General features: G+C 54.3%; 18 protein-coding genes and 2 tRNA genes. 13 read left to right on the top strand and 7 right to left on the bottom strand.

Features of this window, described 5'->3' with window-relative positions; all coding sequences use genetic code 11:
- Positions 1-114 precede the first annotated feature (114 nt).
- The 7 genes from ATG98_RS00435 (at position 115) to ATG98_RS21735 (ending at position 4063) form a co-directional block, all read left to right on the top strand.
- Positions 115-561, top strand: coding sequence for a hypothetical protein (locus ATG98_RS00435; protein WP_228705978.1), 447 nt, complete (start codon positions 115-117; stop codon positions 559-561).
- A gap of 278 nt (positions 562-839) precedes the next feature.
- Positions 840-1157 (top strand): addiction module antidote protein, encoded by a 318-nt coding sequence (locus ATG98_RS00430; RefSeq protein ID WP_098418996.1) that lies wholly within the window; start codon positions 840-842, stop codon positions 1155-1157.
- A 240-nt stretch (positions 1158-1397) separates the two neighbouring features.
- Entirely contained in the window at positions 1398-1544 is a 147-nt protein-coding gene (locus ATG98_RS21740) for a hypothetical protein (protein ID WP_179887997.1), read from the top strand.
- A 38-nt stretch (positions 1545-1582) separates the two neighbouring features.
- A complete protein-coding gene (locus tag ATG98_RS00425; RefSeq protein ID WP_098418995.1) occupies positions 1583-2557 on the top strand; it encodes a transcriptional regulator in 975 nt (324 codons plus the stop codon).
- Between the two features lie 5 nt (positions 2558-2562).
- Positions 2563-3321, top strand: coding sequence for a hypothetical protein (locus tag ATG98_RS00420; protein WP_218925821.1), 759 nt, complete (start codon positions 2563-2565; stop codon positions 3319-3321).
- A gap of 245 nt (positions 3322-3566) precedes the next feature.
- Positions 3567-3863: a DUF4351 domain-containing protein gene (locus tag ATG98_RS00415; protein ID WP_098421880.1), complete on the top strand. Its 297-nt coding sequence runs from the start codon at positions 3567-3569 to the stop codon at positions 3861-3863.
- Between the two features lie 44 nt (positions 3864-3907).
- On the top strand, positions 3908-4063 hold the full coding sequence (locus ATG98_RS21735; RefSeq protein ID WP_179887979.1) for a hypothetical protein: 156 nt from the start codon (positions 3908-3910) through the stop codon (positions 4061-4063).
- A gap of 221 nt (positions 4064-4284) precedes the next feature.
- Here ATG98_RS21735 and ATG98_RS00410 read toward each other — a convergent pair whose 3' ends face one another.
- On the bottom strand, positions 4285-4599 hold the full coding sequence (locus tag ATG98_RS00410; protein WP_007351638.1) for a type II toxin-antitoxin system RelE/ParE family toxin: 315 nt from the start codon (positions 4597-4599) through the stop codon (positions 4285-4287).
- Complete coding sequence (locus tag ATG98_RS00405) at positions 4599-4877, bottom strand: ribbon-helix-helix domain-containing protein (protein ID WP_007351639.1); 279 nt, start codon at positions 4875-4877, stop codon at positions 4599-4601. The genes ATG98_RS00410 and ATG98_RS00405 overlap by 1 nt, the downstream gene beginning before the upstream one ends.
- Before the next feature lie 115 nt (positions 4878-4992).
- Between ATG98_RS00405 and ATG98_RS00400 the strand changes: the two genes are divergently transcribed.
- Entirely contained in the window at positions 4993-6573 is a 1581-nt protein-coding gene (locus ATG98_RS00400; RefSeq protein ID WP_098418991.1) for an MBL fold metallo-hydrolase RNA specificity domain-containing protein, read from the top strand.
- A gap of 84 nt (positions 6574-6657) precedes the next feature.
- Here ATG98_RS00400 and ATG98_RS00395 read toward each other — a convergent pair whose 3' ends face one another.
- Positions 6658-6837, bottom strand: a complete 180-nt coding sequence (locus ATG98_RS00395; protein ID WP_098421687.1) for a trans-sulfuration enzyme family protein — start codon at positions 6835-6837, stop codon at positions 6658-6660.
- A gap of 83 nt (positions 6838-6920) precedes the next feature.
- On the opposite strand from ATG98_RS00395, the gene yafN reads away from it, so the two are divergent.
- Both yafN and ATG98_RS00385 read left to right on the top strand, forming a co-directional pair.
- Complete coding sequence (gene yafN, locus ATG98_RS00390) at positions 6921-7220, top strand: type I toxin-antitoxin system antitoxin YafN (RefSeq protein WP_098418990.1); 300 nt, start codon at positions 6921-6923, stop codon at positions 7218-7220.
- On the top strand, positions 7217-7612 hold the full coding sequence (locus ATG98_RS00385; RefSeq protein WP_098421879.1) for a type II toxin-antitoxin system YafO family toxin: 396 nt from the start codon (positions 7217-7219) through the stop codon (positions 7610-7612). Before yafN ends, ATG98_RS00385 begins: the two co-directional genes overlap by 4 nt.
- Positions 7613-7793: 181 nt before the next feature.
- On the opposite strand, the gene ATG98_RS00380 is transcribed toward ATG98_RS00385, so the two are convergent.
- Together ATG98_RS00380 and ATG98_RS00375 are read right to left on the bottom strand one after the other, a co-directional pair.
- Positions 7794-8987, bottom strand: coding sequence for a trans-sulfuration enzyme family protein (locus ATG98_RS00380; RefSeq protein ID WP_098421878.1), 1194 nt, complete (start codon positions 8985-8987; stop codon positions 7794-7796).
- Between the two features lie 150 nt (positions 8988-9137).
- Positions 9138-10226 (bottom strand): zinc ABC transporter substrate-binding protein, encoded by a 1089-nt coding sequence (locus ATG98_RS00375; RefSeq protein WP_098421877.1) that lies wholly within the window; start codon positions 10224-10226, stop codon positions 9138-9140.
- 247 nt (positions 10227-10473) lie between these two features.
- On the opposite strand from ATG98_RS00375, the gene gltX reads away from it, so the two are divergent.
- The 3 genes from gltX (at position 10474) to ATG98_RS00360 (ending at position 12244) form a co-directional block, all read left to right on the top strand.
- The gene (gene gltX / locus ATG98_RS00370) at positions 10474-11961 is read left to right on the top strand and encodes a glutamate--tRNA ligase (RefSeq protein ID WP_098421876.1); all 1488 of its coding nucleotides are present in this window, start codon (positions 10474-10476) and stop codon (positions 11959-11961) included.
- A gap of 121 nt (positions 11962-12082) precedes the next feature.
- Positions 12083-12158 (top strand) — tRNA-Ala (locus tag ATG98_RS00365).
- A gap of 10 nt (positions 12159-12168) precedes the next feature.
- Positions 12169-12244 (top strand) — tRNA-Glu (locus ATG98_RS00360).
- Positions 12245-12423: 179 nt separating this feature from the next.
- Here ATG98_RS00360 and ATG98_RS00355 read toward each other — a convergent pair.
- Positions 12424-13275, bottom strand: coding sequence for a 6-carboxytetrahydropterin synthase (locus ATG98_RS00355; RefSeq protein WP_098421875.1), 852 nt, complete (start codon positions 13273-13275; stop codon positions 12424-12426).
- Positions 13272-13892: a hypothetical protein gene (locus ATG98_RS00350; protein ID WP_228705977.1), complete on the bottom strand. Its 621-nt coding sequence runs from the start codon at positions 13890-13892 to the stop codon at positions 13272-13274. The genes ATG98_RS00355 and ATG98_RS00350 overlap by 4 nt, the downstream gene beginning before the upstream one ends.
- Positions 13893-13898: the final 6 nt, after the last annotated feature.

Raw genomic sequence — 13898 nt, 5'->3', positions numbered from 1 at the left:
TATAAATCTGTCCCCAGCCGGCTCTTTAAACCGGCAACAAGGAATTGTTCAGCCACCCGGAGTTTGTTCAGCAGTTGATCGAAAGGTTTGCCCCGTTCGATGCGCTAGACACCGTTGAGTGGGGTCTTTGGCGTCGAGAATGCCGGCCACAGCTGGGAGGCTTTGCAGCAGGCGGTGGATCGGGTTGTGGCGATCATACAGTCGGACCCTAATAAGGATCGTACCGACAGAATCATTACCCGCTGGCTTAAGCGCCATTTGCAGCGACTCGGGGCTGAAGTACACCTGAATCAGCTCAACAGTTTGGTGGAGGACAGAGATATGTTGGCAGAGAATCTGGAAAATCTGGTTAAGAAAGAACGGCTTGAAGGCATGCTGGCAGGGCGTCAAGAAGGTCGTCAAGAAGGTCGCCAAGAAGGTGAGCACATGAAGGCTGAACAAATCGCCCATAACCTGATCAACCGCACCGAAATGGATAATCAGATGATTGCAGAGATTGCAGAGATTGCTGGTTTGACGGTTGATGAAGTTAGTCGGTTAAGGTCAGAGATCAAGCACTGACCGAAATTCAATGTGAATTACAAACATGACAAGGGCAGCCTATTGGCTGCCCTTGTTGTATCTATGTAGAGGTAACCACGACGCATCAACGCATCATGACGCATGCTCGTTCTTTCTGATTTTCATGGACAGGCACTCGTATTGGTCAGAAATCCGTATTTCTTTTTGCATCGTGCCCTTGTAGTCGAAGAACTACACTGTGTTGATGCTTGATATTAAACAGACTGATACCTACCGAAAATGGGAGCGTAAACTGAAGTGGTTGAATGGGAGGGGTTATGAGCGACAATATTTATGACTACGATCCGGCGGCGGCGCTAGACAGCGAGGATGCCATTGCGATATTTCTTGCTGATGCACTGGAAACCGGTGATTCTGGTTACATCGCTAAGGCGATGGGGGTAGTGGCACGCGCCAAGGGTATGGCAGAGCTGGCACGTGAAACCGGCCTTTCCCGTGAACAGCTATACCGCTCATTCAGTGGGCAGGGCAACCCTACGCTGAAAACCATGCTTGCGGTAACGCGAGCGTTGGGCGTGGACTTGACGACTCGCCCACACCAAGAACCTGTAGTGGTGCAAAATCCCCAGGCGTGAGACCGGTTCAGCAAAAAAGGGTCGTCCGGGTACGCCGCTAGGCCGCTCGTCGGCGTTCTTTGCGATAGTCGCCTCAAAAGCCGTGGCCCGCTCGCACAAACGTAACAAACGTATGGTGTCTAATCACGGTTGCAAAAGCCGGGACAGATTTGAAATCTGTCCCCGTCACTTAAAGCAGGGACAGACTTGAAGTCTGTCCCTGGCTGGCCGGCTTCTGGAGTCGGCAACAAGGACGTTGTTATGATCAATATTTCCCACCACGGCGCCGTTTCTGGCGTTACTGGCTCCTGCCACAAATTGCTGGTTGGCCAGTCCGACAAGCAAGCTGTATCCAGTCTGTTGTTGCGGCAAATTTACCGTAACATTATTTTGCACACTAACATTTAAAATGTTAGTGTTTTTAAAAATGTTATGGTTGTCTTGCCATGGAAAAATTAATCACAGATCTGTGCGAGTACGTCTCTGAGGTAGCCGGTCTCTCCATATTGGTGTCGGGGCCTTTGAGCGTTTCATTGCCCAACTACCTGGCCGGCAGTTACGACCTGTATGAGATTTCCATTGGTAAAGAGAGATTTCTGGGAGTGGCACTCAAATCTCCGGAAAGTTTTAAGCCGGTAGCGTTTGAAAAACATATGAGCAAGCTGATGGACGCTGTCGATGTAGCGGAATTCTGGCTCCTCATCGCCGCTGATCTTCCCAGTTACACCCGTCGACGTCTTGTAGCGCGCCAATTTGCTTTCGTGTTGCCATGGCGGCAGTTGCATTGGCCAGAGCTGGGCATGGCTGTTCAGGCCAGGAAGAAGCGGGAGCCGGGAGAGATATCTGATCGCTTCAAGCCAGCCACTCAGGCCGTTGTTCTTCATGGTTTAATTGAATCTGATGACGAGCCAGCAAGTGTTCAGGCACTGTCCAAGCGCTTGGGATACACCCCGATGACAATCTCCAGGGCTTTCGATGAATTGGAATCTGCAGGGCTCGGTTGCATTATCACGCGAGGTCGCGAGAGGTTGCTGAGCTTTCCCGAGGGCTCGGAGGCACTTTGGGAACGAGCCCGCAAATATCTGCGAACCCCTGTAAGACAGGTTCGTAGGGTTCGTTTGGCCGAGATTAACGCTAGCAACCTCCCGCTGGCCGGCGAATCTGCATTGTCTCGAAGAACCATGTTGACGGCCCCCCAAGAACCGGTTTTTGCCGCCAGTAGAAGAGAATGGAAGCAAATCTCCAGGACTGCAGATGTAATCCCAGTACAGGATGATGGAACGTGTAGGGTACAAATCTGGCGGTATGAGCCGAGGCTGTTTGTGAGTGATGGGACCGTTGACCCGTTTTCGCTCTATCAGAGCTTGAAGGATGAGCGCGACGAGCGGATTGAAATGTCGTTGGATGAGTTAATGGAGTAATTAACATGATAGCGGGACTGGATAAGTTTCGAGAGCACTTCGCAGATTACCAGGACCAATACTTGCTTATAGGCGGTGCTGCGGCATGGCTATTACTGGATGAGGCCGGGCTGGATGCGCGAGCCACCAAAGATCTGGATATCGTTCTGGCGATTGAAGTGCTTGATCCCCGTTTCGCAGCCGCCTTTTGGGATTTCGTTGTGGCTGGTGATTACGAAATCTGCCAGAAAGGTAATGGTGAGCGAACATTCTATCGCTTCGCGAAACCCCAAGTGGCTGGGTATCCGGTAATGCTGGAATTGTTTTCGCGTGTGCCGGACGAACTAAAGTTAGGCGATGGCGCAAAGCTGACCCCGATACCGGTGTCCGAAGGTGTGTCCAGTTTGTCCGCTATCCTGCTTGACGATGCCTATTATGAGTTTTTGCATCAACATCGACAGGTGTTGGATGGTATTACATTGGTTAGCGAAAAGTGTTTGATTCCACTTAAGGCAAAGGCGTGGCTAGATTTGTCCGCTCGCAAAGGCGAGCCTGGTGTGGACAGCCGGGATATCAAAAAACATCGGAGCGATATTCTTCGCTTATACCAGTTGTTGCCGCCAGGAGAGCCTGTGGAACTATCGGATACGGTTCAGGCAGATATGGAAGAGTTTTTGTCGCGAGTTGAACCTGAGATTTCCGCCGACATGCTCAAAAATCTGGGTATCCGAGGTGTTTCCCCCAAGGATGTTTTTCTCCAGATCCGAAGGACATACGGAATTTAGTCTGGCCTTCACCCGAAAGGGGAGCCGGTCGTTGACATTGGCGAGGGGAGATTTGCTTTGCAGACTATCGCAAAGTAAGCGTTACCAGACCTTTACAGGTTGACAGCCGGGAAAGACCGGCACCTTATTCAACTGTTGATAGCGAAAATTAAAGGAGTAAGCGGGAACAGGGTCGGCTAACGTCGACGCGCTATCCCTCCCCGACCTGAAGAGACGGGGTATCTCGCTCAAAATATGATGATGAAATGGAACAATATAAAGCGCAATACCCGCAGGAGAGCAACACCATGGCCACCTTGAGTGAGCGGTTACGAGCGGAAGGCATGCAACAAGGCATGCAACAAGGCATGCAGCAAGGCATGCAGCAAGGCATGCAGCAAGGTGAGGCCGCCGCTTTGAAAAAGCTGATCAGCCTGAAATTCGGTGAGCTTCCCCGCTGGGCCGAAGCGCAAATTCAATCTGCCGGTGTTCCAGAACTGGAGGTCTGGCTGGAAGCTATATTGACCTCGGATACGTTGGAGTCATTACTGAATCGGCATTAACGAAAGAGCTTAGCCCCTCTTTTGCGTTGCGCCTCGACGTGGCCTTGTGGGAGCCAAACAAGGCTCAGCTGCTGATTTCTCTGCTTACTGTGGTGTTTACGCTGGGCGTGTTTGTCCGCCTTGGGTTGTATCGCGCCGTTATTCGCTACATGAGCGACCGGGCTTTCATAACCATCATCACCGACGGGTTTTTCGCCTAATGGGGGTGTTGAGGATTTGGTGTGGAATTTGAATCCGCGGCCTGTGGTAGCTGGGGCCGGGACAGTCGGGACAGTCGATAGAGCCGGGACAGATTTGAAATCTGTCCCGAAGGCGGGAAAGGAGAAACTGGGACAGATTTGAACTCTGTCCGGAAGGCGGAAGCTGAAGTAAAGCGGGGACAAACTTTAAGTCTGTCCCCACGGGATAAGGTCCTGAACGGCTAGTCCTCCAGTTCAAACTGCAAAGCAACCTCGAAGTCTTGTCCGCCGTAAAAAACGCCCAAGATGAAAACATGCTTGTCATCCACAGCAAATGCAATTACGGCCCGCTTGCGGTAGTTTGTGATTCGCAGTCCGGGCCGTATGTCGTCACGTTGGTTTCCTCGATGTGGAAACGTCTGTAGATCTTCACAGTGGGTTACGATGGCGTCTGTATAGCGTTTAGCAATTTCCGGTGAAGCCTTCGTGGCAATATAGCGATAGAGCACCGCCAGCTGTTCCATCGCTTCCGGTGTAAACTCAACGGTGTACACCATTACGTTTGTGAAGTGGAGTTCTGGTGTTCTGCTGATAACCGGGCGCGCACTTGGTCGACATTGAGCGCGCGCGTTGGGTCAGCCTTCAATGCATCGTAAGCAGGGGCTACTTGACCGAAGAGCCAGTTCTCCAAGGCACGGTCACGGGCCAGTAGCGCCCGCAAGCCATCGCGAATCACTTCGCTTTCAGTGGCGTATTCGCCAGCGGCAACCTTGGCTTTTACTACGTCGGCCATCTGGTTGGGTAGAGTAATGCTGAATTGTTGAGTGGTACGCATGACGGGCCTCCCGCATAAGATAGGATTTAATCCTACTCCATCCTGCGGAGATAATCACGGTTGCAAGGGACAGACTTTAAGTCTGTCCCTTGCAACCGCCAACAAGGAGGTTGTTATGATCAATATTTCCCACCACGGCGCCGTCTCTGGCGTTACCGGCTCCTGCCACGAATTGAGTATTACTCCCCCTGGTCGGTTGCATCCTTCCGCCGGCATCTTGATTGACTGTGGCCTGTTTCAGGGTGCAGACGCCGCGGGCAGGCTCGCTCGGGGACAGATTTCTAAATCTGTCCCCGCTTTGGCTCATCAATCTGTCCCTGCTTCGGCGAATATTGCCGCCCTTGCTATCGATTTCCCCCTTGATCACATCCACGCGCTGGTGGTTACCCACGTGCACATTGACCACGTTGGCCGCATACCTTATTTGCTGGCGGCGGGGTTTGACGGGCCGATTATATGCTCTGAGCCTTCCGCCATTATGTTGCCGGAGATTCTGGAAGACGCTCTAAAAATTGGCTTTACGCGGGATAGGGCTTTGATTGAACGCGTGCTGGGACTGATTCGCCAGCGCTTGGTGCCAGTGCCTTATGGGCAGTGGCATTCGGTGTTTGGGGCGGATAATGAAACCGGCGGTTCTCTGGATATTCGCTTTCAGCCGGCAGGGCATATTCTGGGCTCGGCTTATGTGGAGTGTGATGTTACGGCGGCAGGGCAAGAGGGAGCGCACGTTGGAGAAGGCGAAGGTGAGCGTGTCGGGGAACAGGGCGAGCTGGCTAATGAGCGCATTGTGTTCAGTGGTGATTTAGGCGCTGCTCACGCGCCGCTGCTGACGGCACCGGTGTCGCCGGAACGTGCTGATCGGTTGGTGATTGAAAGCACCTATGGCGATAAGGATCACGAAGACCGCACCACCCGGCGTTTGCGTTTAAAGCAGGTGTTGCAAAGCGCCCTGGCCGATGGCGGTACCGTGATTGTGCCGGCGTTCAGTATTGGCCGAACTCAGGATTTGCTGTATGAAATTGAAAGCCTGATTCATGAATTTGGCGCTGAGCCGGTGGCGCCGGGTGTGGAGTGGCAGGATCTGGAAGTTGTGGTGGATTCGCCCTTGGCGGCAGAGTTCACCCGCATTTATCGCCAGCTAAAACCCATGTGGGACGCGGAAGCCCAGGAAGTGCTGAGCCAGGGGCGACACCCGTTGGGTTTTGATCAGCTTACGCTGATTAACAGCCATGCGAGTCACCTTGACGCCGTTGAGTATCTGGCCAGTTTCAAGCGCCCGGCGGTGGTGTTGGCCGGTTCAGGCATGTGTGCCGGTGGTCGTGTGGTGAACTACTTGAAAGCGATGCTCGGCGACGCCCGTAATGATGTGTTGTTCGTGGGCTATCAGGCTGCGGGTACACCAGGGCGGGAAATTCTGAAATATGGCAGCAACGCCGGTGTGCGAACACCGGATCAGGCTGGCTGGGTAGAACTTGATGACAAACGTTACCCCATTTGCGCCCGTATTCATCAAGTAGGCGGTTATTCCGCCCACGCAGGGCAAAGTGACTTGTTGAATTTTGTAATGGGTATTGCCGATGCGCCCAAAGAAATTCGGCTAGTGCACGGTGATGATGGTGCCAAGGTGGCGTTGAAGAGCGTGTTGGAAAGTGCTTTGAAGGCAACGCCGGGTTCACGGGTGGTGATTGCTGAGTGATGTTTAGGGCACACCGGAAACCTGAAAAGGGGACGGATTTGAAATCCGTCCCCGTTGTCCTCAAATCCGTCCCTGGGAACACGGTTACTCCGCCAAGCTGTTCAGCGCCTGCTCTAAATCTGCAATCAAATCCCCCGCATCTTCAAGCCCCACGGACAATCGCAGTAAGCCATCAGTGATGCCCCTTTGTGCCCGGTCTTCGGGTGTCAGGCGGTAGTGGCTGGTGGCGATTGGCTGACTGACCAGGCTTTCTACGCCGCTCAGGCTCGCTTGCTAGCAGAGCTGTTAATGAGATATAGTGCAAAAAATAGCACAAATTTTTGTGCAAATTATTGTTGGAGTGGGTTATGACAACGAACTCTATTTTGGCGGAAAAGTCGGTCAGCATTTCTGCATTGCGTAATAATCCGGCGCAGTATTTCCAAAACGAGCCTATTGCGGTTTTGAACCACAACAAGCCAGCAGGCTACATGATTGGTGCAGAGCTGTTTGAGAAGATGGTTCAGTTGATTGGGGATCAAGAAGAATCGCGTACGTTTGTGGGACGTTTTCGTCCGCGAGGCTCTGAGCTTGCTGACCTCTGTAAAAAGGGAGCTGACTTAATGCTGGAAACGACCCGAGAGGACATGGAGGGCTTCTCTGAGTGATACGTGTTTTCAGGTCAGTCACTATCCAAAAACTGTTTAAAGAAGAGGATTTAAACGATCTCATCAACGACTTTCGGAAGTACAAGGAAAGTGGTTTTTGCCCGGATTATTTTGGGCGGGATGTCGCCTATGATCACCCGCATACTCCATCGCTAATTCTGCAGGAGGATGTTCGTCACGTTCACCTATCAGAATTCGGCGCCTGGCCGGTTCGGCTAATGCAATTTAATCGCACGAGTGATCGGCACCTGGTTTATTGTCAAGGCGCCATCCACAGGGAGTGTTACCTACTCATCACACTTCTTAGCCCTGATGCCCATGAGCAAGCCACCGTCAGCAATGTCATGCGCAAGATTGGAGAGCAAGCCGAAGTTTTCCGAATGAAGTACTAGCGTGTCTGGCATCTGGCGTCGCCCTCAATAACGCGCTGTTCCATTGATTTACTCCTTATTCGCGTATTGTTAGCGATACCGGGGACAGGTTTGAAATCTGTCCCCAAGAAAATCTAGAGGGGACGGATTTAAAATCCGTCCCCGGTGCTCTATCCCCGATGCTCCGTCCCTGAGAACAGGGTCACTCCGCCAAGCTGTCCAGCGCCTGCTCTAAATCTGCAATCAAATCCCCCGCATCTTCAAGCCCCACGGACAATCGCAGTAAGCCATCAGTGATGCCCCTTTGTGCCCGGTCTTCGGGTGTCAGGCGGTAGTGGCTGGTGGCAATTGGCTGGCTGACGAGGCTTTCTACGCCGCCCAGGCTGGTGGCTAGCAGGAAGACTTGCAGGTGGTCTTCGACACATTCTGCGGCTTTTCCGCCGCCTACGATATCAATACTAAGCATGCCGCCGAAGCCGTGCATTTGCTGTTTGGCGAGTTGGTGGCCGGGGAAATCTGGCAGGCCGGGGTAGAGTACGCGGCTGACTTTCGGGTGCTTTTCCATGGCGATGGCCACGGCCATGGCGTTTTCGTTGTGCTGGCGGACTCGTACGTGCAGGGTTCGCAGGCTGCGCGATAGCAGTGCGGCCATTTCCGGTGCCAGTATCTGGCCCAAGCTTTTACGCCAGGCGGCGACGGGTTTGGCGAGTTCTGCGCTGGACATAAAGGCGCCGGCGGTTAAGTCGCTGTGGCCGGCCAGGTACTTTGTGGCGCTGTGCATGACCAGATCGGCGCCCAGTTCCAGCGGGCGCTGGTTGATGGGGCTGGCGAAGGTGTTATCAACGGCCAATAAGGCGCCCTTGGCGTGAGTACGGCGGGCCAAGTCGGCAATGTCTAGTATGGCCATGGTTGGGTTGGCTGGGGTTTCGCAGTACACCAACATGTCGGGTTCGGTCAGATGCTGTTCCAGCTCATCCAGCTGTTGGTTTAGAAGGAAGATGACGGGAATGCCCAAGGGCTCAAAATGATTCACCAGCAGTTCCTGGGTGCCGCCGTACAGATCGCCTGCGCACACTATGCCGTTGCGGCCATGGGCAAACAGGGTGGCGGAGATGGCCGCCATGCCGGAGGCAAACGCTAAACCTGCCTGTGCTGATTCCAGCTGCGCCAGCCCCTGTTCCAGCTCTTTAATGGTGGGGTTGGTGCCCCAGCGGGTGTACAGGTTGCCGTCGTTTTCACCTTTTACCACGGCCAGCTGTTCGGCGGTGGTGTCGAAACGGTAGGTGGTGGTGTTGTAAATCGGCGAGTAAGGGCTGCCTTGCTGGTCCCGATGGCGCCGGTTGTGAATGATGCGGGTGGCGGGGTGGTGATTGGGTGATGGGCTGTGGTCGGACATGGCTGAGGCTCCTTTTTGGGGGAGCAGTTTCTCATAAAGCGTAATGCCGGGACAGATTTCAAATCTGTCCCGAAGGACGAGCTTAATGCCAAAGCGGGGACGGACTGCCAAAGCGGGGACGGATTTGAAATCCGTCCCCTGGCCCCCTCCCTAGCGGCAGTTCAGCACGGCATCGGCGATGCTTTGCTGGAACTGCTCATAGCCTTCGGATGTCGCGGGTATGTCTGTGGCCAGTGGGTCCCAGGTGCTGAAGGTGATGTCTAAGCCCTCTGTAATGCTTTTCCACCATTGAGTGTTGAACTGGGGTTCGGTGAGCAGGCAGGCGCTGCCGGCTTGTTTTAGCTGGTTTTGTACTTCGGCGATGTGTTTGGCGCCGGGGCTGAGTGCCGGGTTCAGTGTGAGTACGCCTTGCAGTTGCAGGCCGTAGTGTTCGGCGAAGCGGGTGAAGGCGCTGTGGTAGGAGAACAGTTTCCGGTTTTGCAGCGGTTCGAGTTGCTCGCGGATGCTGGCTTCGCGGGCATTCACGCGTTGTTCAAACGCTTGCAGGTTTTGTTGGATGGCCTGGGCGTTGGTGCTGTCCAGTTTTGACAGTGTTTGTGCGATGGCGCGGGCCATCTCGAGGGCGCGTTGTGGGTCTACCCAAATGTGTGGGTCGTCACCCGTGCCGTGGTCGTGGTTGTGTTCATCATCAGTCCGAGCATGCTCGTCGCTGTGGTCGCTGTGGTCGCTGTGGTCGCTGTGGTCGCTGTGGTCGCCGTGGTCTTCTTTGTCGCTGTGATTGTCGTGTTCGTCCTCGTCACTGTGACCATTGTGTTTTTCTTCGTCAGCTTGGTGTTCGTGATGGTCGGTATGCTCACGGCTTTGGTTATCGTTGGCGTGAGGAGCTTCTTCGTTGTGGTTGTCCGTCTGGCCCGACAGCTGATGGGTTCTGCCGCTGAATTCGTCATTGGCCAGCAGGCGGATAAGAAAGCTTTCCATATCCGGCCCTACCCAGAAGATGGCATCGGCCTGCTCCAGGGCGCGGCGTTGGGACGGGCGCAGGGTGTAATTGTGCGGGCTGCCGCCCGGGGCGACGAGGCTGGTAACGGTGACGTCATCGGTGGCCACGGCGCGTACCAGCAGTTCCAGCGGTTTGATGGACGTGACTATATTTGTTTCGGCGACTGCGGGCAGGGCAGCGGCGAGTGTTAGCAGGCCGGTTATAAAAGCAGCACGGGGCAGGCGCAGTTGGGTGCTCATAGTTTGGTGTTCCATTCAGGTTTATTAGAGTGGGCGGCGGATGAGCCGTTGCTTGCTTTAGAAATGTTATAATATTTCATCAACGGGTTGCGATGCAAATGCATGCTGAAGCGAAAACGTTGGTGACAATGCGGTTTGCCGGTTTGGCCGTTATAATGGGAAACAACTAATGATTAATGGCCACTTTTTATTCCCGTAAGGCTCTTACTGCCACGCTATTCTCGGGAATTTATTTCAGGAAATACCCATGACTGTAGTACGTACTCGAATTGCTCCGTCACCCACCGGCGATCCGCACGTTGGCACCGCATACGTGGCTTTGTTCAACCTGTGTTTTGCGCGCCAGCACGGTGGCCAGTTTATTCTGCGCATTGAAGACACCGACCAAGCCCGCAGCACACCGGAATCCGAACAGGAAATTCTGACCGCGCTGCGCTGGCTTGGTTTGAACTGGGATGAAGGCCCCGATGTGGGCGGCCCCCACGGCCCTTACCGCCAATCGGAACGCAAAGACTCCTACGCCCAGTACGCGGAAGACTTGGTCACCGCCGGTCACGCGTTCTATTGCTTTCGTACGCCGGAAGAGCTGGATGTGATTCGTGAAGAGCGCAAGGCTGCGGGCCTGAATCCGGGCATTAAGGGCAATCTAGAGTTGTCACCGGAAGAGGTGCATCGTCGCCGGGAAGCGGGCGACCCCTATGTGATCCGCATGAAGGTGCCTGGCGAAGGCGTGTGTGAAATTTCCGACATGCTGCGCGGCACCATCGAGATCGACTGGGCCCAGGTGGACTGCCAGATTCTGCTAAAGTCTGATGGCATGCCCACGTACCACTTGGCGAACGTGGTGGACGACCACCTGATGGAAATTACCCACGTGCTGCGCGGTGAGGAGTGGATTAACTCGGCGCCCAAGCACAAGCTGTTGTATGAGTACTTTGGTTGGGACATGCCGGTACTGTGTCACCTGCCGCTGCTGCGTAACCCCGACAAGAGCAAGCTCTCGAAACGTAAGAACCCAACCAGCATCAACTTCTATGAACGCATGGGCTTTTTGCCGGAAGCGGTGACCAATTACCTGGGCCGCATGGGCTGGTCGATGCCGGATGAGCGCGAGAAGTTCACCCTGGATGAGATGATCAGCCATTTTGATATTCAGCGAGTGTCCCTGGGTGGCCCGGTGTTTGATGTTGAGAAACTGCGCTGGCTGAATGGCCTGTGGCTACGGGAAGAGCTCAGCGACGAGCAGTTTATGCAGCGTATGAGTCAGTGGTGGTTCAATCAGAACGATTTGGCGGCGCTGGTGCCGTTTGTGAAGGGCCGTGCCGACGTGTTCTCGGATGTGGCGCCCATTGCCCAGTTCATGTTCAGCGGCATGTTGCCGTTGACGCCAGAGAGCTTCGCCCACAACAAATTGGAAGAAGGGCAGGTGAAGCGGGTACTGCAGTTCACATTGTGGCACCTGGAGGCTCAGCGCCACTGGAGTAAAGACAACATATTTGCCGATGTGAAGTTCCTGGCCAAGGCGATGGACCTGAAGATGGGCGATTTCATGTTCGCTGTGTTCGTGGCGATTGCCGGTACGCCCAATTCCTGGTCGGTGATGGACTCTATGGAACAGTTGGGGCCAGACATGACCCGTGCGCGTTTGCGCCATGGGTTGGAAATTTTGGGTGGGTTTTCCAAGAAGGAAACCAAAAAGGTAGAGAAAGAATACGCCGCGTTGACGGCTGAATAATCAATCTGTTCAATCGTTAAGCGCTAAAGGCAGGGATGCAGGTAGTTTTCGGCGAACTTGGAGAAAGTGGCAGAAAAGGGTTGACGGCCCAGGGGTCGATCCTTACTATACGCATCGATTGGGGGCCATAGCTCAGCTGGGAGAGCGCAACACTGGCAGTGTTGAGGTCGACGGTTCGATCCCGTCTGGCTCCACCAATTTTTTCTAGTCCCCTTCGTCTAGCGGCCTAGGACTCCGCCCTTTCACGGCGGCAACAGGGGTTCGAACCCCCTAGGGGACGCCAATACGGCTTGCAGGTTTAGTCCACCGTCAAGCCATCAAAAAAACCACCTTCGGGTGGTTTTTTTGTGTCTGTAATATTGGGTCAAGGGGACAGATTTCAAATCCGTCCCCGTTTGGCTTTGTCGGTCAAGCTTGGGGACAGATTTGAAATCTGTCCCCGTCTGGCTGTTCCTGTCTGGCTCATCGCGACGCCATAGCCCCTTTTCCCACACCCTCATACGCCTTCACCCGAATCGAATCTTCAGGAAACTCCTGCTTCAGCTGATCCGCAATGTGCGCTGCGATTAACTCTACGGTGGTGTCTGTGTCCATCATGTACACGCGGCTGGCGGGTAGGGTTAGGGCAAATTCGCCCTGGTTGGCTTCGTATTCGAAGTGGATGTATTCGGCGCCATTGTCGTCGACAAAGCGGCGGCTGATGTCTTCTTCGGTGCCTACGTAGATGTCTTTCCAGAGTTTTGCCCAGAGGGCTTCCAGGCCGGTGTCGCGCTGTTCGTTGCGGTGGATGCAGATGGGCGAGCGGTGGCCGTGGGCGATGCGCTGGCAGTTGCCCAGGTGTTTCTTAAGGCCGTGCACATAATGGTAGTAAGGTCCTTCAAGCACTTCTTCACGCAGGTGTACGTCTACGGATATTACGTTGTTGGGCAGTACGGCTTTCAGTTCGTGTTCCAGCAGGGTGGCAACAGCCGCTTTGGTGACGGTGTCACCAGCCAGCCAAAGCACGGCTTCACCCGGGCCGGTGTGGGCGATCTGTTCGCCGTTGGTAAGCGGCCATATAAAGTGCTGGGGTGTTTGGTCGTTTCGCAACAACCCCGGGTGGCCTTTTGGTACTACCAGGCGGTGGTCTACCTGGGCGTCGATCACTTGTTTGATCACCCGTTTTACGTGTGAAAAATCGAACACCATGCCCTGTTCATCCAGCTCGCCGCCCAGAACAATGTCGGCAATCCAGCTTTCACCCACTAAGCCGCGGGTTGCGTCCAGGTAGGCGAAGTCGATGACGGTGAGGTTGTCTACAAACAGGTGATTCATGAAGCTTCCGCAGGGTTGGAGGGTGTTTTAGATAATATGCTACTAGATGCCGTGCTACTGGAAAGTGTGCTTGGTGATGTGGTGGGCGACGTGCTGAGTGACGCGTCGGTTGTGCTGTATTGATGCTCCCAGGCGCGCATGTAAACGTCGGCTTCGTATTCATAGGGCGAGCGGAACGGCGACAGTACAAAATCAAAGATCAAAAAGAAGCCGCCAATAGACCCCCAGGCAATCACCAAGGTACTGAGGGTGTTGGCCTGAAGTTCCGGATTGCTGCCGGTGAAGTCCTGCAGTAGCGCAATCATATCATTGGCCAGCACAACCGGATTAAATTGGGCCAGCACCAGCGGAATCCAGAAGGCGAAAAACACCGGAAAAAATCCGAATGACCACAATACCCGCCGCAACAGATAAACCGTCATGGCTCGCCAGTAGTGATTGCGCACAGCCGGCGTTTTGCGGATGCTTTTGAGGTAGCGCCTGCGTTCATCCCAGTAAGCGGCGACTTCACGTGCCGGAACCGGGTCGCCAGGCGCCTGGCTGGTGCTCAGTGTCGGGGACGGGGTTGGCGCTTTTGAATTTGCGAGGTTGCCGGGGGTATTTTCTATTGTGCTCATAGTGAT

This window comes from Marinobacter sp. LV10R520-4, assembly GCF_002563815.1.
GTDB lineage: Bacteria > Pseudomonadota > Gammaproteobacteria > Pseudomonadales > Oleiphilaceae > Marinobacter.
Note: the sequence above shows the minus strand (reverse complement) of the source record. Positions and strands in the feature narration are given on the sequence as shown.

Coding starts and splice junctions, on each gene's coding strand:
- ATG98_RS00430 (WP_098418996.1), top strand. CDS start 840: ATGAGCGACAATATTTATGACTACGATCCGGCGGCGGCGCTAGACAGC.
- ATG98_RS21740 (WP_179887997.1), top strand. CDS start 1,398: ATGATCAATATTTCCCACCACGGCGCCGTTTCTGGCGTTACTGGCTCC.
- ATG98_RS00425 (WP_098418995.1), top strand. CDS start 1,583: ATGGAAAAATTAATCACAGATCTGTGCGAGTACGTCTCTGAGGTAGCC.
- ATG98_RS00420 (WP_218925821.1), top strand. CDS start 2,563: ATGATAGCGGGACTGGATAAGTTTCGAGAGCACTTCGCAGATTACCAG.
- ATG98_RS00415 (WP_098421880.1), top strand. CDS start 3,567: ATGGAACAATATAAAGCGCAATACCCGCAGGAGAGCAACACCATGGCC.
- ATG98_RS00410 (WP_007351638.1), bottom strand. CDS start 4,599: ATGGTGTACACCGTTGAGTTTACACCGGAAGCGATGGAACAGCTGGCG.
- ATG98_RS00405 (WP_007351639.1), bottom strand. CDS start 4,877: ATGCGTACCACTCAACAATTCAGCATTACTCTACCCAACCAGATGGCC.
- ATG98_RS00400 (WP_098418991.1), top strand. CDS start 4,993: ATGATCAATATTTCCCACCACGGCGCCGTCTCTGGCGTTACCGGCTCC.
- yafN (WP_098418990.1), top strand. CDS start 6,921: ATGACAACGAACTCTATTTTGGCGGAAAAGTCGGTCAGCATTTCTGCA.
- ATG98_RS00380 (WP_098421878.1), bottom strand. CDS start 8,987: ATGTCCGACCACAGCCCATCACCCAATCACCACCCCGCCACCCGCATC.
- ATG98_RS00375 (WP_098421877.1), bottom strand. CDS start 10,226: ATGAGCACCCAACTGCGCCTGCCCCGTGCTGCTTTTATAACCGGCCTG.
- gltX (WP_098421876.1), top strand. CDS start 10,474: ATGACTGTAGTACGTACTCGAATTGCTCCGTCACCCACCGGCGATCCG.
- ATG98_RS00355 (WP_098421875.1), bottom strand. CDS start 13,275: ATGAATCACCTGTTTGTAGACAACCTCACCGTCATCGACTTCGCCTAC.
- ATG98_RS00350 (WP_228705977.1), bottom strand. CDS start 13,892: ATGAGCACAATAGAAAATACCCCCGGCAACCTCGCAAATTCAAAAGCG.